Origin of the sequence: Streptomyces sp. NPDC001339 (assembly GCF_042895955.1) — a bacterium.
Lineage (GTDB): Bacteria > Actinomycetota > Actinomycetes > Streptomycetales > Streptomycetaceae > Streptomyces.
On the sequence record NZ_JBIAWT010000002.1, the window covers coordinates 409,915 to 428,004 of the forward strand.

Below are 18,090 nucleotides of genomic sequence, written 5' to 3' on the forward strand. Positions count from 1 at the left end.
TTCATGTAGCCTCTCGCTCACGGTAATTGTCTTCCAGCCAATGCTCTATCTCGCTGGGCCAGAACCGCAGTTGTTGCCCTACCCGGAAGTTTGGTATGGCCTGCTTCTCGTGATTGTCGTAAATCCATGAGGCGGGCTTTCCGAGAAATTCAGCCAGGGCCAGCACGGTCCACATCGCTTGATCCATCGCTTTTCACTCCGTGGGTCGGGAGTGCGACACGTTAGGGACGAATCCCGGCCGCGCCAAACGACTGCGTGCGGTGGCCCTGGAGTTGTAAGCCGCCATGGCCGGGCTCTCTGCGGGGGAGACGGGGTAGCACAGAGCGAGGAATGAGCGCGTCCCGGCCGAGGGCTACCACCACTTCCATGCATCAGCGTCTGAAGTCAGCACGGATCCAGGGCAGCGCCCCCCCAACGGACCGGGAAGGGCAGCAGCGGAGTCGAGCGTCTGCCAGGAAACCGCACCCAGTTCGAGAACATCTGGCTGCGCACGAAGCGCCACGACGCGAACGGCCAGGTCAAGAGTGGTTCCGGGGGTGTCTGCTACCTCTACTTCCCGGTGGAGGCGGCGCCCGCTCAGTACCGTGTGCTGAAGGAGCTGGGAATCCGGTAGCGGTGCACGCCGCCGACCCGGCCGACAGCTCCTCCGGCATGCCTCACCGCGTGTGAAGTGCCCACTTGCCGCTCTCGACGGGGGCCGTTCCGGGCAGGGCGATGAGTTCGGGCTTGAACAGGGGCGGGGCGCCCATCGCGGGCTCCCAGGTCGCCAGCTTCTCGTCCTGGGGGACCTCGATGCGACGGTCCACGGCGAGGTCGGCGACCACCTTCAGCAGCAACCGCACACCGAGCGGGGCCAGGTGCTCGCGCCAGAGGCTCTGCGCGGTCGAGCCCGGGGGCACGAAGAGGTGCTCCTGGGCGGCGAGCGGGCCGGCGTCGGTGCGCTCGGTGAGGTGGTAGACACTCCCGCCGGTCACCTTGTCACCGTCGCGGATCGTCCACCGGATCGCGTCCCGGCCGCGGTGCAACGGCAGCAGGCTGGGGTGGTAGCCGATGGTGGCGACGGCGGCCCTGGCACGCGTATGGCGGCCGAGGAAGGCGTGGGAATGCGCGGCGATGATGATGTCCACGCCGTCCGGGATGTGCATCGCGCGCAGTTCGGCCGAGTCCGTCCACGGGATGTCCCGGGGGTACGCCCAGGAGCGCAGGCGGTCCCAGGACATCGCGTTGCTCTCGTCGGACTGCCCCTTGCGCAGCCGGGGGGCGGCGACGCCGACGATCTTGTGTCCTTCGTCCAGCAGGGCGTCCGCGACCTGTACCGCGAATCCCCCCTGGCCTGAGATGTAGATGTTCATCACTCGTGCTCCCTGCGGTCGCTGGTCGGGTTCTCCACGGTGGTCAGGCCGCCGGCGTTTCCGTCATCGCCGTGAAGTGCCGCTCGACGTAGTCCAGGGCAGCGTCACGGTCCGGGCAGGAGTGGACGACCTGCCAGCCCTTCGGCACGTCCAGGTACGGCCGCCACAGCGCGTACTGCTTTCCGGCATTCATCACCACCAGCCAGTCGCCCTCGCCGCCGGTGAAGGGATTGCCGCTCATCAGTCGACCTCTTTCAGTCCGGAGTGATCGGGCCGGAACCGCACCGGCATCGTGGAGAACCCGGTCAGGAAGTTGGACCGGATGCGCAGCGCCTCGTCGGTCTGCTCGAATCCGGTGGTGAAGTCCCGCAGCGCCATGAGCAGTTCGGAGATCTCCACCTTGGCCAGGTACGAGCCGACGCAGAAGTGCGGGCCGTAGCCGAAGGCCATGTGCTTGTTGGGGGTACGGCCGAGGTCGAACACCCCGGGCCGGTCGAAGACCCGCTCGTCCCGGTTGCCGGAGGCGTGCCAGAGCGTGACGATCTCGCCCGGCCGCAGCCGTACGCCGTGCAGTTCGGTCTCCTCCAGGACACTGCGCCCGAAGTGCATCGTGGGGGACGCCCAGCGCAGCACCTCGTCCACGGCGGTGTCGGTCCCGACCTCACCATGCTTGAGCCGCCGCCACTGCTCGGTCTCCGCCGCGAGGGTGCCGACGCAGTCGATCATCGTGAGCCGGCTGGTCTCGTCGCCGCCGATGATCAGGCTGTAGCAGTTGAGCACGACGTCCTCGTCGGACAGCGGCACACCGTCGATGGAGCTGCCGACCAGCATGCTGATCACGTCGTCGCCCGGTGATTCGCGCCGCTCCTCGACGAGGTCCATGAAGTACATCAGGATCTCGTTGCGGGCCATCTCGGAGTCGACCTCGTCGACGTCCTCGTCGTCGGCCGACAGCGCGGTCTTGGTCTGGGTGAGCAGGAAGTCCCGGTCCTGCTCGGGCACGCCGAGCAGGTTCGAGATCGTGGTCATCGGGATCCGGCTGGCGATCTGCTCGGCGAAGTCGCAGCCGCCGGCCTCGACCGCCTCGCGGATCCACTGCCGGGTGTTGGCCCGCACCGTCTGCGCGACCTCGTCGAGCACTCTCGGCGAGAGCACCCGCTGGAGGATCTTGCGCAACTCGTGGTGCCGGTGCCCGTCGGTGACGGCCAGCATCCGGCCGGCACCGGCGTCACCGCCGCCCAGCAGCGTGACGAGCACATTGCCGCGCTCGGACGTGAAGTTCACGTTGTCGCGGTAGGTGGCCATGATGTCGTCGTAGCGGGAGAGCACCCAGAACCCGCGGCGGCCGTCGACCGGAGGGTTCCAGTGCACCGGGGCGCTGTCCCGCAGGGTGCGCCAGTACGCGTCGAGGTCGTGGTCCGCGAAGGTGTTCGGGTCGCCCAGGTCCACGGTGTCCAGTGCCGGTGGCTGTGCCTGCGCCTGTGTCGGTGTCACCACGGTCACCAGTCCGTACGCCAGAACCGGCGGGGCCGGAACGGGTAGGTGGGCAGGGGCACGCGGTGGCTGGTCTCCCCGAGGTGCAGGGAGCTGAAGTCCACCCGCTGGCCGTTCACCCAGGCGGCGGCCAGATCGGACAGCGCCTGTTCGTCCTTTCCGGACGGCACGATCCCGTTGTCGTTGCGGCGGAAGGAATCCGCGTTCACCTGCGGCGCGTTACCAGTGGTGGCGACCGGGCCGCGGGGGGTGTCGTCGCACAGCGCTTCGATGAGCTCCGCACGGCTGCGGACCACGGCCGCCCACCGGCGGTCCATCACCTTGCGGCCCATGGTGAGGCTGAAGCAGATGTCGTCGAGCCGCAGCTCGGGGTGGGCGATCAGCCAGTCCTTCAGCTTCGCGCGCTGACGGGCCAGCGCCTCGTCGTCCAGGGCGGAGAGGGTGGCCAGGCGCGGCCTGCCGACGGCCTCGGGGGCGCGCTCGGCGACCGCCGGCGGCTCCTCCAGCACCAGGTGCGCGTTGTAGCCACCGCCGCCGATCGAGGTGATGCCCGCACGGCGGATGCCGGACTCCGGCTCCCAGTCCGCCGCCTCCAGCTGCGGTACGAACGGGGTGCTGGGGAAGTCGAGGTCCTGGTTGACCTCCGTCAGGTTGATCGTCGCCGCCAGCTTCTTGTGGTACAGGGCCATCACGGCCTTCATCGCACCGAAGCCGCCGGACACCACACCGCCGTGGCCCACGTTGCCCTTGACGCCGCCGATCGAGGTGGTGCCGGTCTGCTTGCCGAACGCCATGCTCGCCGCGTGCACCTCGAGCTCGTCGGTCATCGGCATGCCGAGACCGTTGGCCTCGTACATCGACACGGTGTCCGGGGTGACGCCACCGACCTCCATGGCGTTGGCGATGCAGGCGCTCATCCGCTCGGGCTGGGCCAGACCGTAGGCCATCACGCTGACACCGTTGTTGTTGACGGCCGAGCCCTTGACCACGGCGTAGATGTGGTCGCGGTCGGCGACGGCCTGGGCCACCGGCTTGAGCAGCACCGTGACGACACCGCTGGACAGCGCGGTGCCGGTGCCGTTGGCGTCGAACGGGCGGCAGTGGCCGTCCTTGGACAGGATGCGGTTCTCTTCCCACAGATGGCCGCGGGGGTGCGGCAGGCGGACCATGGCGCCGCCGGCGATCGCCATGTCGGTCTGGCCGAGCAGCAGCGACTGGCAGGCCAGGTGCACCGCGTAGTGGAAGCCGGCGCAGACGGCGGCGACGGTGACGGCCTCGCCGGTCAGCCCCATGTAGTACAGCGCGTTGGAGGTCATGGTGTCCGGCGACCACGCCAGGCTGGCCTCGATCGCCTCGGGGCCGACCGACACCCGGTCCGGCGGGGAGCTGTAGAGCGCGGCGGTCTGCGGGTTGTTGGCGCCGTACATGCCTATTTCGGCCTTGAGCCGGTCCGGGTCGTAACCACCGTCCTCGAGCGTCTCCCACGCGCTCTCCAGGAACAGCCGGTTCTCCGGGGTCATCGCGGCCGCCATGCGGTCGCTGATGCCGAACACCGACGGGTCGAACTGGTCGTAACCGTCGAGCACGCCGCAGGCCCGCACGTAGAACGGGCTGTGGATCAGGGTCTCGTCGACCTGGATGTCGTCCTTGGCCAGGAACGACACGGTCTCCCGGCCGTGGAGGAGGTTGTCCCAGAACTGTTCTTTGGTGCGGGCGCCGGGCGCCCGGCACGACATGCCGATGATGGCCACATCGCCCGGGTCGTACTCCTGCTCGGGGCTGTCGGTCATGGAAAGGCTCCTGGTTCGAGTCGAGTTGGGGGTGGCTCAGCTGCCGGTGGAGGTGGCGCGGCCCCGCAGCGCGGCGCGGCGGGCGTTGGCGCGGACGCGGGCGGACTGGACCACCTCGGAGGTGCCGCTCTCGTCGTCGAGCCAGCGGCCGAGGGAGGAGATGTCACGGAAGTTGAACAGGTCGGGCACGCGGACGCGGCGGTCGAACCGCCGGGTCATCAGCCGGGCCAGCCGGACGAGCAGCAGTGAGTCGCCGCCGAGGTCGTAGAAGGCGGCCTTGACGTCGATGCTCGCCGGTTCGAGGTCGAGCAGTTGGCCCCAGATCTCCGCCAGCGCCACCTCGGTCGGCGTGCTCGCGGCCGTCATGGGCGGGCCGGCATCGGCGGCCGGCGGCTCGGGCAGCGCGGCGCGGTCGAGCTTTCCGCCCGGCGCCAACGGCAGTGCGGTCAGGAACACGATCGTCCCCGGCACCATGTAGTCGGGCAGCTCGGTGGCGAGCTTGCCGGCGATGGCGGTCTGGAGTCCGGTGTCCAGCCAGGCGCCGTCCCGGGGGTCGCCCTCGGGCACGACGTAGCCGATGAGCCGGTTGCCCCGTACGACGGCGGCGGCTTCCCGGACCTCGGGGCAGCCGGTCAGCCGGGCCTCGACCTCCTCCAGCTCGATGCGGTAGCCGCGCAGCTTGACCTGGTGGTCGGCGCGGCCGCCGAACTGGAGCTCACCGTCGTCGGTGAAGGTGACGACGTCACCGGTGCGGTACATGCGCTCGCCGTCCAGGAACGGGTCCGGCACGAACCGTTCGGCCGTGGTGCCCGGCCGGTTGACGTAGCCGTGGGCGAGGCCGGCGCCGCCGATGTAGAGCTCACCGGGCGCGCCCGCGGGCAGCCGCTTCAGGTTCTCGTCGAGCACATAGGCACGGGCGTGGGCCGACGGCGGGCCGATCGTCGGCTCGCCGGTCTCGTCCTCCGGCACCAGACCGATCGAGCAGAAGACGGTTCCCTCGGTGGGCCCGTAGGCGTTGAAGACCCGGTCGGCGCTGGTCTCCCGGTACGCCCGGTCCACCAGCTTGCGCCGCAGGGGCTCGCCGCCGAACACGACCGTGCGCACGTTCGGCGGCAGATACCCGGCATCGAGCAGGCTGTTCATCACCGACGGGATGACATTGAGGTGGGTGATCCTGTCGGCGTACCGGCTCTCCGGCAGGTGGACGGCGCTCTCCACGAGCACGACGGCGCCGCCGCGGCACAGCGCGGCGAAGATCTCCATCACGGACATGTCGAAGCAGACCGAACTCGCCGCCGAGACACCGCTCAGGTCACGGCCCTCGAAGACCCGGTCCATCTCGGACAGCATGGCCACGCAGCCGCTGTGGTGGATGGCCACGCCCTTCGGCCGGCCGGTGGATCCCGACGTGTAGATGAGGTACGCGGTGTCGCCGGGCACGACCGGCACGGGCTTCTCGCCGGGCTCGGTCGTCACGGTCTCGCCCAGCACGACCACGGTCGGGCCGGCCGGGCAGTTGGCCCGGGACGCGGGCGTGGTCAGCAGCAGGCGGGTCCCGCTGTCCCGGACCATGAAGGTCAGCCGCTCGGCCGGATAGTTCGGGTCCAGGGGCACGTAGCAGGAGCCGGCCCGCAGCGTGGCCAGCATGGCGACCAGCAGGTCGGGGGTGCGCTCGACGCAGATGCCGACCGGGACACCGGGACCGGCGCCGTCGGCGACGAGCCGTTCGGCCAGCACACGGGAGCGCTCGTCCAGCTCGCCGTAGGTCAGGACGCCGGCTTCGGAGTAGACCGCGGTCGCGTCGGGGTTCTTGACCGCTTGCTCGAGGAACTCGGAGTGCAGGGTCTCGGTCACTGGTCCGTCTCCTCGGGGAGGCCGTTCGACGCGATGTCTTCAAGGGGCAGGTCGGGCTGGGCGATCGAGTCGAAGAGCACGGTGCGGTAGAGCGCGAGCAGTGCCGTCACGGTCTCCCTTTCCAGGTAGCTCGGTTTGTACTGGACGTGGCCGGCGACCTCGCCGTCGATGTCGGCCATCGAGATCTCCAGGTCGAACTTGGCGAGGTGCCTGCGGACCTGAAGCGGTTCGAGCGGCAGGGCGCCGTCGGGCGCGAGGGTGTCGCCGAGGCCGTGGAAGAGCTTGACGGACCGGGGGAACGCGTCCGAGGACAGCCAGTTCACCACCACGTCGAACCACGGGGAGCGGCCCTCGGCCCTCGGCGGCTTCAGCTGGGACGCCAGCAGGTCGAGGGGGTAGTTCATATGCTCCAGGAGCCCGAGCGAGAAGGCATGGACCTCGCGCAGCAGGTCGCGGAAGCTGCGGTCACCGGACGGGGTCGCCCGTACGAGGACCGTGTTCAGGTAGTAGCCGATGGCGGATTCCCAGCCGGGTTCGGCGCGTTGGGCGATGGCGGTGGCCAGTACGGAGTCCTCGGCCCGGGCCGCGCGGTTGAGCGTGGCGAAGAACCCGGTCAGGACGACGGTGCTGATCGACACGCCCTCGCGGACCGCGAACTCCCGGAGCCGGCACGTCTCTTCGGTGCTCCAGCGGAACGTGAGGTCGCGGCCCTCGTAGGTGACGCCCGGCGGCCGCTCCTTGGTGGACAGGTCGAGGTGGGCGGGCGCGTCGGCCAGCTTCTCCGACCACCAGTCCAGTGCCGCCTCGGCCGCCGGTCCCGCCAGCCACTGGCGCTCCCACTCGACGAACTCGGTGTACGGGGCGACCGGCGCGCTGTCGGCGGGGTCGGCACCCTCGTAGTACTCCTGGAGTTCGCGGATCATCACGTCGGCCGACGCCGCGTCCGACGCGATGTGGTGGACGAGCACCAGCAGGTAGTGGTCCGCGGGACCACGCGTCATGAGGACGACCCGCACCAGCGGTCCGTTGTCCATGTCGAGCGGCAGGTGCCCGTACCGGGCCAGTTCCTCGCGGGCCTGTTCGTCGTCCAGGTCCGTGCTGTCCACCACGAGGAACTCGTAGACCGGTTCGTCCAGAATGACTTGGTACGGACGGCCGCCGGCCTCCACGAAGATCGTGCGAAGCGCGGGGTGCCGTTCCATCACGGCCTGTACGGCGCGGTCGAGCGCCTTCTCGTCGACCGCGGTCCGGATCCGGGCGGCCACCATGAAGTTGTAGGGCACGGCGTCCGGCGAGACCATCTGCATGAACCACAGCGAGGCCTGGCCGTGCGAGGCCGGTGCCAGTTCGAGGCCGAGGCCGTCGGCGCGCAGCTGGTCCAGTGCCGGTGCGTCGGTGGGCTCCAGCAGTCCGCGCGCGTCCAGTTCCTCCAGCAGTTCCTCGGCGTCCAGCTCGGACAGTTCGTCGAGGAACGCCGGGGCCGTCCTGGCCTCCGGTTCCGGATCGGGAACCGGCACGGCCACCGCCGTCGGCCGGGCCGGCTCCGGCTCCGCGGCCGGTGCCGGCGCGGCCGCCGCGGTCGCCGCCGCCCCGCCGGTGATCTCGACGAAGTGGCCGACGACCTCGGATATCGTCCGGCCGTCCAGGAACACCACCGGCGACACCCGATGCCCGAACAGCGCCTGCATCCGGTTGACGAGGCGGATCGCCAGCATCGAGTCCAGGCCGAAGTCGCGCAGGCCCGCGTGGGCGTCGAACCTGCTCACCGGTACGCCCAGCGCGTCGGCGAGCTCGGCGAGGACGATGTCCTCCACCGACCTGTCCGCCGCGGGCTCGTTCGCCACCGGTGCGACCGCGACCGGGGCCTCGGCCATGGGTGCGGCGGGGGCAGGGGCGGGCGCCTGCGCGCTCTCGCGGCGGGGCGTGGTGTCCAGCCAGTAGCGCTCCTTCTGCCACTGCACGAGCGGGGTCTCCACGGCCTCGACGTCGTCGGCGAACAACGAGTCGAAGGTCAGCGGAAGGCCCCTGACGTACAGGGACGCGGCGGCTCCCAGCAGGCAGCGGACGTCGCTCTCGCCGCGCCGCAGGGAGTTGATTGCGTGCACCTGGGCACCACGGGTCAGCGCGATCTCCTCGACCGCGCCGCGCAGCGTCTCGTGCGGGCCGATCTCGATGAAGGTGCCGATGCCGTCCTCGACGAGCGCACCGATCGTCTCGGCGAACCGGACCTGGTTGCGCAGGTTGTGCACCCAGTAGTCGACGTCGGCGACCGGGTCCACCGTGTCGGCCAGTGCCGTGGAACGGAACTCGATGGTGTTCGCCAGCGGGGTGATGCCGTCGATGCGCTCGCGCAGCGGCTGGATCAGCGGATCCATGCCGGGGCTGTGCACCGGCCGTTCGACCCGGATGTTCCTGGTCGAGATCCCGGCCCGCTGGAGGTCGGCCTCCAGGGCGCGGACGGCGTCGGGCGCGCCGGAGACCGCCGCGCTGGTGGGGCTGTTCACCACGGCGATGGCCAGGTGCTCGGCGTACGGGGCGATCCTCGGCAGCAGTTCCTGCTCCGGCAGGTCGACCGAGATCATGACGCCGGGGGCCGCCTTGCGTTCGAGCAGGTGAGACCGGGCGACCACGACGCGGGCGGCGTCGTCCAGCGACAGCGCGCCGGCGACACAGGCGGCCGCGACCTCCCCCAGGCTGTGCCCGACGACGGCGGCCGGCCGGATGCCGAGTTCGAGCCAGACCTTCGCCAGCGAGACCTGCAGGGCGAACAGTACGGGCTGCTGGAAGTCCATCTCCTCGTACCTGGACTCGTCGGCCAGGGCGGCGAGTTCGTCGAGCACCGAGCAGCCGTCGGCCGCGCGCACGGCGGCGTCGCAGGCGTGCATCCACGTACGGAAGCCGGCGTGCTCGCGCATGAGCTCACGGCCCATGCCGACCCACTGCGTTCCGCCGCCGGAGAACACCAGCGCCACCCGCCGGTCGGTGTTGCCGGCGACCGTCCCCGTGACGGCATCGGGGTGCGGCTGACCGGCGGCGACCCGGGCGAGCCCGTCCAGGACGTCCTGACGGTTGCGGGCGAACAGCGCGATCCGGTGGTTGTGGTGGGTGCGCCTGGCCGCGAGCGTGTAGGCGAGGTCGGAGACCCGCAGGCCCGGGTCGCGTTCGACGTGGTTGGACAGCTCGCGGCAGGTGTCGGTCAGCGCACCCGCCGTACGGGCCGTGACGGGGACGAGGTGTACCCGCTCGTCGGCCGCGGCGTCGCCCTGGCCCGGCGTGACGTGCCGTCCCCGGTCGCCCGTGGTGAACGGGCCGGGGGTGACGGTGAGTCCGGCGGTGTACAGGGCGCCGAGCGAGCCGAGCAGGGTCGAGGCCTCGTCGGCGCCGCGGCGGAGCGAGGGCAGGGTGGTAGCCGTCAGGATCTCCGCCACCGACTTGAGCAGGACGGGGTGCGGGCTGAGTTCGATCACCGCGTCGATGTCGTGGTCGCGCAGGTTCGTCAGGGCGTCGACCACCCGGATCTCCTGGCGCAGGTTGTCCGCCCAGTAATCGGGACCGAGCTCCGCGCCGTCGACGAGTTCGCCGGTGACCGTCGAGATCATCGGGATACGCGTGGTCCGCGGCGTGATGCCGTCGAGTTCGACCTTCAGCGGGGCGAGGACATGGTCGACCAGCGACGAGTGCGGGGCGTGGCCCATCCGCACCCGGTGGTTGGTGACGCCCGCTTCGGTCAGCCGCTGGACGAGGTCGTCGATCTCCTCCGGGGTGCCGGTGACCAGGGTGGAGTTCAGGCCGTTGCGGCCGGAGACGGTGAGGCGGCCGGTCAGGTACGGCTCGACCTCGTCCGCCGGGGTCATGACGACGATGCCCTCGCCGCGGCCCACGGCCAGTTGCTGGAGGAGCCGGCCGTGGTGGGCGGCCAGGCGGGAGGCGTCCTCGAAGTCCAGGGCACCGGCGATATGGGAGGCGGCGAACTCGCCGACGCTCTGTCCCACGACGACTTCCGGCTCCACCCCCAGCGAGCGCCAGGCTTCGGCCAGCGCGACCTGCATGGCGAACAGCAGCGGCTGGAAGACGTCCATGTCGTCGATGCGGCCGTCGGGGGCCAGCAGCTGGTCGACGAGCGAGAAGCCCAGCAGCTCCCGCATCCGCTTGTCGGACCTCATCATGGACCGGCGGAACACGGGCATCCCGGCGAGCAGTTGCCTGCCCATGCCCACCCACTGCGAGCCGTTGCCCGAGAACAGGAACGCCACCCGCGGCGGGCGTGCGGTCTTCTCCCCGACGCTCAGTCCGGCGGCCGTCGCACCGCTGCCGAAGGCGTCCAGCCGAGTCCTGAGCTCGGCCATGTCGCGGGCGGTGGCCGCGAGCCGGAACGTTCCGTCGCCGGGCGCCCGGCCGCAGACCGCGCGCAGGTCGGTCTCGTCACGCAGCGCCAGGGCCTGCTCGGCCAGCGCCTCGCGGGAGTCCGCGGCCAGCAGGAGGAGCGAGCTCTCGGGGCGCGGCAGTTCCTCGACGGCGACGTGACAGATCGCGCCGCCGAAGCCGAACGAGCTGACGCCTCCCCGGCGCGCGTCGGACCGTCGCGGCCACGGCGTCAGCCGGTCCTGGACGGTGAGGTGGTACTCGTCGAACATGATCTGCGGGTTCGGCGCGGTGTAGTGCAGGCTCGGCGGCAGCACGCCGTTGCGCATCGACATCGCGAGTTTGACCAGGCCGACGATGCCGGCGGCCGCCTCCAGGTGCCCGACGTTGGATTTGACGGAGCCGAGCCGCAGCGGCTCGGCGCGGTCGCCGCCCAGGACCGCGCCGATGGCGTTGGCCTCGATCGGGTCGCCCAGCGGCGTCGCGGAGCCGTGGCACTCGATGTAGTCCACGAGGTGCGGTGCGATGCCCGCCCGCTGGTAGGCGGTGCGGAGCATCTTCTCCTGTGCCTGGGGGTTCGGCGCGGTCATGCCGTTGCTCAGACCGTCGTTGTTGGAGGAGCTGCCCTTGATCAGGCAGTACACCGGCAGGTCACGTTCGAGCGCCACGCTCAGCGGGGCGAGTACGACGACGCCGGCGCCCTCACCGCGGACGTAGCCGTTGGCGCGGGCGTCGAACGACTTGCAGCGGCCGTCCGGAGCGAGCGCGCCCATCGCGTCCATGGCGGTGTAGTAGTCGGAGACGAAGCTCAGGTTCACGCCGCCGGCGAGCACCAGATCGCTCTCGCCCAGCCAGATCGACTGGCATCCCACGTGCACCGAGACCAGCGATCCGGCGCAGGCGGCGTCTATGGCCATGCTCGGGCCCTGCAGGCCCAGGATGTAGGAGACGCGGTTGGCGATGATGCCGTCGTGCATACCGGTCGCGGTGTGCGGGGTGATCTGGCTGTCGGGACCGCGGTAGTGCGCCAGCGCGGCGTAGTCGCCCCAACAGGACGCCATGAACACGCCGGTGTCGCTGCCGACGAGGCTGTCGGGCGCGACCCCCGCGTCCTCCAGAGCCTCCCAGCACAGCTCCAGGATCAGGCGCTGCTGCGGGTCCATCTGGACGGCTTCGCGGGGTGAGATACCGAAGAACAGCGGATCGAACTGGTCGATGCCGTCGATGAACCCGCCCCACCGCACCCGGTCGTTGAGGAGCTCGCGCCGTGCGGCGGGCACCGGTCCCACGGCATCGCGGCCCTCGGACAGCAGCTGCCAGAACGCGGCCGGGTCGGGTCCGCCGGGGAACCGGCAGCCGATGCCCACGATCGCCACGGGTTCGTGCGTTCCCGTACGACGGCGGTCGTCGCCCGGAGCCGCGGCCTCCGCGGCACGCGGCCCCTCGGCGAGCGCACGGGACAGCTCGTCGACGGTCGGGTACTGCCACATCCAGGTGACCGGAACTTTCCAGCCGAGGAATTCGGACAACGAGGCGGCAAGAGCCGACGACTTCACCGAGTCCAGGCCGTACTGGTGCAGCGGTGCCCGGCGGTCCACCGCGTCCTGGGACACGTCCAGCAGATCGACGACGCGAGAAAGCAGGAAATCTGTGAGGGCGCGTAGATCACGCGCTCCGCGCTCTTGGGGCACTTCGCCTCCTCGGCAGGGCGAATGGAAGGGGTGGGAAGAGGCTGCCGCCGCCGGATGGAAGGCCCGGAAACTCCTTCAACCGCGTAAGAGCAGCGGGATCGACGGCTCGGCGCACATGCGGCCGTGCCGGTTCACAGGGCCGGGGCCGACGGTCCTCACAAGGGATCAGTCAGTGCCCGGACATCTGGCCATGGGAACGGTTGACGACACGGAAGGTTCGCTACGCCGGCGTTCGCCGCGGCGCGCTGGAGAAAGTTGAGGAAGCCCGGTCAGGGCAGAGAGAGCCGTGTGGCGCTCGGCGGCCTGTACCGCCCCGGAGATGAATGCTCAGCTGCCGAAAGACCAGTAAGTGCACGGTAATTGACCCCCCGATGAGTCACCCTGACCGCAGCAGATCATGACCTGACGCGGATCACTGCCGACGAGCCTCAAGGTCCGCTTTATCCACGTCCACGCCTATGTGGACTGGAGTGGACCGGATTACGAGGTGATCACCCGATCGGCGAACGTCAGACTGCCACTCTGTGAGCGGGTGAGACAAGAGTGATCCACTGGCTGGAAGCTGCACTGGCAGGATTTGACCCCCGAGTGGCTGGTTCACCAGTGTTCAAAATGGGGCATTCCTGGCCTATCCCCGGACTGTATCGATGAGTCGTCGAAGTCGCCGGCGATACAGGCCGACGGTAGGCAGGCCGTTTTCGGTTTCGCATTCCGGTTTCGCAGGCGCACCACCAGCGCGGGTTCCGGCTTCCGTAATCTGCCGGACGCTTTGAACTATGCGTTGTTTCCGGCCAGTTGGAAAGTAAGCGGTTGACCTGCTGCGCGGCGCAGTGATCGTCTTGTGCGGTTCGTGTCCAACCCGCCTGGGGAGAGGAAGCAACACCGCCATGCGCAACAGACCATCACGGGGGCGGGGCCTGCCGGCCGCGATAGGCGCGGCGCCGCTGGTGACCGTCAGCTTTGCCGGCCAGGCGCATGCCGGCCCTCACGAGTTCCTCGGCAGGTGCGCATGACCAGCACCGCGGCGATGCCGCGGCACAGGCCGGGCCTGGCGCTCGGGGTGCTGGCCGGGGCGCTCGCACTGGATCTGAGCGGAATGGCCGTCCTGAACGCGGCCCTGCCGTCCGTCGGAGCACGCTTCGGTCTGGACGAGACCACCCTCCAGTGGGTCATGACCGCGTACGCCGTCACCTTCGCCGGTTTCCTGCTGGTGGGCGGCCGGCTGGCCGATGTGTTCGGCCGCCGGCGGGTGTTCGAGGCCGGGGTCGCCCTGTTCACGGTGGCGGCGCTGGCCGGGGCCCTGGCACCGGATGGCGCGGTGCTGCTCGGCGCGCGGGCGGTCCAGGGAATCGGCGCGGCGCTGTCGGGTCCGGCCGCACTGGCCCTGCTGACCGAGGTGTTTCCGGCCGGACCGGAGCGCGGCCGCGCGCTGGGTGTGTACGCCGCGGTCGGCGCGGCCAGCTTCAGCGGCGGGATGCTGCTGGGCGGCGTACTGACCGAGTTCCTCGGCTGGCGGTCGGTGCTGTGGTTCTCGGTGGCGCTGGGCGTGCTCGTGCTCGCGGTCACACGGGCCGGACTGCCCGATGGGGCGGGCCGCAGAGGTCCGCTGGACATGGCCGGTGCCATTCTCGGCACCCTCGGCCTCACGCTGCTCGTCGTCGGCGTGAGCTGGGGCGGAGCGGGGGCATGGGGCATCCTCGCTGCCGCGGTGGTCTTCCTGGTGCTCTTCGTCGTGCGTGAACGCCGCACGGCCGACCCGCTGTTGCCGCTCGCCCTCTTCCGGATCTCCTCGGTGCGGCTCGCGACCGCGTCGGCGTTCCTCCAGTACACGGCGGCGGTCGGGATCGTCTTCTTCGCGCCGCTGTACTTGCAGGGGATGCTGGGGTACTCCCCGGTCGAATCCGGTCTCGCCCTGGTGCCGATGTCGCTGACGGTGTTCCTCACGGCCACCTTCGTCACCGGACGGCTGCTGGCCAAGTACAGCCCGCGGACGCTGATGGTCACCGGACTGATCCTGATCGGCGCGGGAACGGCGCTGTGGATGACCACCCCGCAGGACGGCAGCTTTGTGCTGCATGTGATGCCCGGGCTGGTGGTCAGCGGTATCGGCCAGGGGCTGAACTTCCCCGCGATGACGACGTCCGGGCTCACCGGCGTTCCGGAGCACCAGCACGCGGTTGCCGGAGCGGTGAACGTCGTCGCGCAGCAGATCGGTTCCAGCGCCGGAGTCGCGGTCCTGGTCCTGGTCGCGGCGACCGGCGGCACCCAGCTGGGGGGCTATCACCTGGCCTACCTCGCAGCCGCCGTCGCGTGCGTGATCGGTGCCGTGGGAATCGCGATGGTGCGACCGAAGCCGGCCTGACCGTCGCCCGGTTCCTCGACCATCGAGGACTCGGCGCCCTCCTCCGCCGTCATCGCTCCGACGATCCGTTCGCCAGAGCGATGACGCGGCCGCCGACTCGGCCGTCAGGCCCTCACGAGCTCGAAGAGCCGGTGTTCGACATGGGCGTCGGGCTCGCCCCGGGAGGCGGCGACCAGCTGCACCTGCCATCCGTGCTCCGCGGCGGCACGCTCCATGGCCGCACGGTCCCCGATGTCGCCGAGGCCGAGGAACAGCCGCCCGCCGGGGGCCAGTACCCGCGCGGCTCCGGCCACGTAGGCGTGACAGCCGGCCATCCCGGCGTCGAACACGGCCCGGGTGAGTCCGTCCGGGTAGCGGTAGTCGGGGGAGATCGCCACGTACGGCATGTTCCAGAAGACGCAGTCGAACCGGTCATCGCCGTCGAGCTCGGCGAAGACGTCGCTGACCATGGCGGTCACGCCGGACGCGCCATGCCGCCGGGCGTTGCGCGCGGTGTTGTCCACGGACTGCGAGGTGATGTCGGTCGCCGTCACCTTCGCACACCCGGACAGGGCCGCATGGACCGCCGTCACGCCGGCGCCGCACCCCACCTCGAGGAGCGAGCCGCCCTGTGGGTACGGCAGGTGCGTGGTGTAGAACTCGGTGGAATAGGAGAGGGTCGGCAACCACACCTCCGGTAGCAGCTCCCAGGTGCGCCCGAGGAGCTGGAACTCGCCGGCGCCGTGCCGACGTGTCTCGGCCACCAACGCCATGCTTTCGTCGTATCCGTCGACGGGCAACGGTTCCTCCTTGCTCCGGCTTACTGGCTCCGGCTTACGGGTACCGGGACAGAAGCGGTGTTGTGTGCGCAGGATCACCATCCGGCGGACGCTGTTCAAGCTCCGTGACTCGGCGCGCCTCGTCGGAGGGCGTTTTAGTTGTATAAATTGCGCTGTATGCCCTAGTGGGGCATGGTCACGTATGGACGGAAGCTGGCTACGGCGATCAGCTCGACCCGAAGGCGAAGGCAGGGTGAAGGCGACCGAGATGCCTTGACCTCCCCTGACCTCGTCCCCGGAGTGTACGGGCCGGTTTCAGGGGGCGGTGACCGTATGGGGGACGACTACCGGGGCGCCGTCGCCGGGGGCGTGGAGGATGTCGGCGTTCAGCCCGTACAGCTCCTTGACGAGGGGCGCGTCGACCGTCTCGCGGGGAGGGCCCTGGGCGATGACCCGGCCGTCCTTCATGGCGACGACGGTGTCGGCGTAGCGGGCGGCGGCGGCCAGGTCGTGCTGGACCATGACGACGGTGCGGCCCGAGGCGGCGACGTGGCGGACGAGTTCCAGGACCTCGACGACATGGCCCAGGTCGAGGGCGCTGGTGGGTTCGTCGAGCAGGACGACGGGGGTGTGCTGGGCGAGGACCATCGCGAGCCAGCAGCGCTGGCGCTGGCCGCCCGAGAGCCGGTCGAGGCGTTCCGCGGCCAGGTCGAGCATGCCGGTGGCCGCCAGTGCCTCGTGCACGGCCCGTTCGTCCTCGCGTGACCACTGCCGCAGCAGCCCCTGGTGGGGGTGGCGGCCGTAGCGGACGAGCCCGGCGGCGGTGACGGCCTCGGGGGCACGCGGCGACTGGGGGAGCAGGGCGATGAGGTGGGCGGCCTGCCGCTGCCGGAGGCGCCAGACGTCGGCGCCGCCGACGCGTACCGTGCCCGACGCGGGCCGGTGCAGGCGGGCGAGGGCGCGCAACAGGGTCGACTTTCCACAGCCGTTGGGGCCGACGATCGCGACGACCTGCCCGGCGGGGACCGTGAGGTCGACGTCCCGCACGACGGGGCGGCCGGGGAATCCGGCGTGGAGAGCGCGGACTTCGAGGTCGGTCGAGGGGGGCGTTGAGGGGCCGGTCGACAGGTGGGCCGACGGGGCCGTCGGGTCGGCCGAGGGGCCGGTCGAGGCGTCCGTCGAGGAGGCGGTCGACGGGTCGGTCGCGGAGGTGTCGGATGCGGGCGTGTCGGTCATCTTGGTCATGCCTTTCCGGCGGTCCGGTCCGGGCGGGACTCCCCGCGGAAGAGGACCCAGAGGAGGAAGGGCCCGCCGAGGACGCTGGTGACGACGCCGACGGGGAGTTCTACGGGGGCGACGACGCGACCCAGCGCATCGGCCGCGGTGATGAGGGCGGCGCCGGTGAGGGCCGAGCCGGTGATCGGGACGCGGGTGGGTCCGGCCAGCCGCTGGGCCAGGATCGGGGCGGCGAGGGCGACGAACGCGATGGGCCCGCCGACCCCGACGGCGACACCGGCCAGGGCGACGGCGAGGGCGAGCGCGGCGGCCCGCACCCGTCGCAGGTCGGTGCCGAGGCAGGCCGCCACATCGTCGTCGAAGCGCAGGAGCTGGAGGCGGTGTCCGGCCGCCAGCGAGAGCGGGACCAGGAGCAGAAGGGCGATCAGCATCGGCGTGCCCACGCTCCCGTCACGCCCGTTGAGGCTGCCGACGGTCCAGAGGAAGACGCCGCCCGCGGTGTTCTCGTTCTGGCGGGACATGATGAGGTCGCTCACGGCGCCGATGAACGTGGAGACGCCGATACCGACCACGAGCACCCGGTAGCCGGCTGCGCCCGCCCCGCCCGCGCACAGTACGACGACCACCGCGGCGGCGACGGCGCCGAGCGGCCCGAGCCACCAGTCGCCGACCATGCCGGTCGTCGAGCCGGCCGCGGCGGCGACGACGGCGGCGGTGGCGCCCTCGTTGACGCCGACGAGGTCGGGGGTGGCGAGCCGGTTGCCGGCGAGGGTCTGGGTGAGGCATCCGGAGATGCCGAGCGCGGCGCCGGCCATCAGTCCCACGACGATACGCGGCAGCCGGAAGTCCCGTACGACCATCACGGTCCCGGGGTCGCCGGTGCCGAGCAGCCCGGAGACCGTCTGCGCCAGGCTCATGCCGGTCGAACTCGCCACCGCTGCAAGGGTGATGAGGACGGCGAGCAGCGGTACGAGGAGTGCGGCGGCGAGCGCGGCGCGGCGCGGGAAGAGCCAGGAGAGGGGGCCGGTGCGCAGCACGGTGCTGTCGGGCGGGGTGACGTCCATGGCGTACGGCTTCTCCTCCAGGGACTTCTGCGCCTTCAGAAACTTCTGCGCCTTCAGGGACTCCTGAGCCTCCAGGGACTTCTGTGACGACTCCTGCGACGCCCTGTCCCTCATGCCCCTCGCATCC

11 protein-coding genes and 1 pseudogene are annotated in these 18,090 nt (G+C 70.6%); 2 read left to right on the forward strand and 10 right to left on the reverse strand.

All coding sequences use genetic code 11. The features are described 5' to 3' along the window. Position 1: 1 nt before the first annotated feature. On the reverse strand, positions 2-187 hold the full coding sequence (locus tag ACFY12_RS07065) for a helix-turn-helix domain-containing protein (RefSeq protein ID WP_390714712.1): 186 nt from the start codon (positions 185-187) through the stop codon (positions 2-4). A 273-nt stretch (positions 188-460) separates the two neighbouring features. Here ACFY12_RS07065 and ACFY12_RS07070 point away from each other — a divergent pair. Then, positions 461-613 (forward strand): annotated as a pseudogene (locus tag ACFY12_RS07070) (peptidase C39 family protein); the annotation flags it as partial. A 43-nt stretch (positions 614-656) separates the two neighbouring features. On the opposite strand, the gene ACFY12_RS07075 reads toward ACFY12_RS07070, so the two are convergent. The 6 genes from ACFY12_RS07075 to ACFY12_RS07100 are packed head-to-tail and all read right to left on the reverse strand — an operon-like array spanning position 657 to position 12,543. Then, the gene (locus tag ACFY12_RS07075; protein ID WP_390714713.1) at positions 657-1,352 is read right to left on the reverse strand and encodes a formyltransferase family protein; all 696 of its coding nucleotides are present in this window, start codon (positions 1,350-1,352) and stop codon (positions 657-659) included. A 43-nt stretch (positions 1,353-1,395) separates the two neighbouring features. Continuing rightward, positions 1,396-1,593, reverse strand: a complete 198-nt coding sequence (locus ACFY12_RS07080; protein WP_390714714.1) for an MbtH family NRPS accessory protein — start codon at positions 1,591-1,593, stop codon at positions 1,396-1,398. Then, positions 1,593-2,846 carry a cytochrome P450 gene (locus tag ACFY12_RS07085; protein WP_390714715.1) on the reverse strand — a complete coding sequence of 418 codons (1,254 nt, stop codon included), beginning with the start codon at positions 2,844-2,846 and terminating at the stop codon, positions 1,593-1,595. The genes ACFY12_RS07080 and ACFY12_RS07085 overlap by 1 nt, the downstream gene beginning before the upstream one ends. Positions 2,847-2,851: 5 nt before the next feature. After that, positions 2,852-4,636, reverse strand: coding sequence for a beta-ketoacyl synthase N-terminal-like domain-containing protein (locus ACFY12_RS07090; RefSeq protein WP_390714716.1), 1,785 nt, complete (start codon positions 4,634-4,636; stop codon positions 2,852-2,854). A 36-nt stretch (positions 4,637-4,672) separates the two neighbouring features. Next, positions 4,673-6,490, reverse strand: a complete 1,818-nt coding sequence (locus ACFY12_RS07095) for an amino acid adenylation domain-containing protein (RefSeq protein ID WP_390714717.1) — start codon at positions 6,488-6,490, stop codon at positions 4,673-4,675. Continuing rightward, positions 6,487-12,543 carry an acyltransferase domain-containing protein gene (locus ACFY12_RS07100; protein WP_390714718.1) on the reverse strand — a complete coding sequence of 2,019 codons (6,057 nt, stop codon included), beginning with the start codon at positions 12,541-12,543 and terminating at the stop codon, positions 6,487-6,489. Before ACFY12_RS07100 ends, ACFY12_RS07095 begins: the two co-directional genes overlap by 4 nt. 1,009 nt (positions 12,544-13,552) lie before the next feature. Between ACFY12_RS07100 and ACFY12_RS07105 the strand changes: the two genes are divergently transcribed. Then, a complete protein-coding gene (locus tag ACFY12_RS07105) occupies positions 13,553-14,905 on the forward strand; it encodes an MFS transporter (protein WP_390714719.1) in 1,353 nt (450 codons plus the stop codon). Positions 14,906-15,009: 104 nt separating this feature from the next. Here ACFY12_RS07105 and ACFY12_RS07110 read toward each other — a convergent pair whose 3' ends face one another. The 3 genes from ACFY12_RS07110 to ACFY12_RS07120 all read right to left on the reverse strand — a co-directional run bounded on the left by ACFY12_RS07110 (position 15,010) and on the right by ACFY12_RS07120 (position 17,963). Next, positions 15,010-15,684, reverse strand: coding sequence for a methyltransferase (locus ACFY12_RS07110; RefSeq protein WP_390714720.1), 675 nt, complete (start codon positions 15,682-15,684; stop codon positions 15,010-15,012). A 294-nt stretch (positions 15,685-15,978) separates the two neighbouring features. Further along, positions 15,979-16,908: an ABC transporter ATP-binding protein gene (locus ACFY12_RS07115; RefSeq protein WP_390714721.1), complete on the reverse strand. Its 930-nt coding sequence runs from the start codon at positions 16,906-16,908 to the stop codon at positions 15,979-15,981. Continuing rightward, positions 16,905-17,963 carry a FecCD family ABC transporter permease gene (locus ACFY12_RS07120; RefSeq protein WP_390715071.1) on the reverse strand — a complete coding sequence of 353 codons (1,059 nt, stop codon included), beginning with the start codon at positions 17,961-17,963 and terminating at the stop codon, positions 16,905-16,907. The genes ACFY12_RS07115 and ACFY12_RS07120 overlap by 4 nt, the downstream gene beginning before the upstream one ends. Between the last annotated feature and the right edge of the window lie 127 nt (positions 17,964-18,090).

What these genes read in the sequence shown, in the direction of transcription:
- ACFY12_RS07115 (WP_390714721.1), bottom strand. Translation starts at nt 16,908, where the DNA reads ATGACCAAGATGACCGACACGCCCGCATCCGACACCTCCGCGACCGAC.
- ACFY12_RS07075 (WP_390714713.1), bottom strand. Translation starts at nt 1,352, where the DNA reads ATGAACATCTACATCTCAGGCCAGGGGGGATTCGCGGTACAGGTCGCG.
- ACFY12_RS07080 (WP_390714714.1), bottom strand. Translation starts at nt 1,593, where the DNA reads ATGAGCGGCAATCCCTTCACCGGCGGCGAGGGCGACTGGCTGGTGGTG.
- ACFY12_RS07105 (WP_390714719.1), top strand. Translation starts at nt 13,553, where the DNA reads ATGACCAGCACCGCGGCGATGCCGCGGCACAGGCCGGGCCTGGCGCTC.
- ACFY12_RS07090 (WP_390714716.1), bottom strand. Translation starts at nt 4,636, where the DNA reads ATGACCGACAGCCCCGAGCAGGAGTACGACCCGGGCGATGTGGCCATC.
- ACFY12_RS07120 (WP_390715071.1), bottom strand. Translation starts at nt 17,963, where the DNA reads ATGGACGTCACCCCGCCCGACAGCACCGTGCTGCGCACCGGCCCCCTC.
- ACFY12_RS07065 (WP_390714712.1), bottom strand. Translation starts at nt 187, where the DNA reads ATGGATCAAGCGATGTGGACCGTGCTGGCCCTGGCTGAATTTCTCGGA.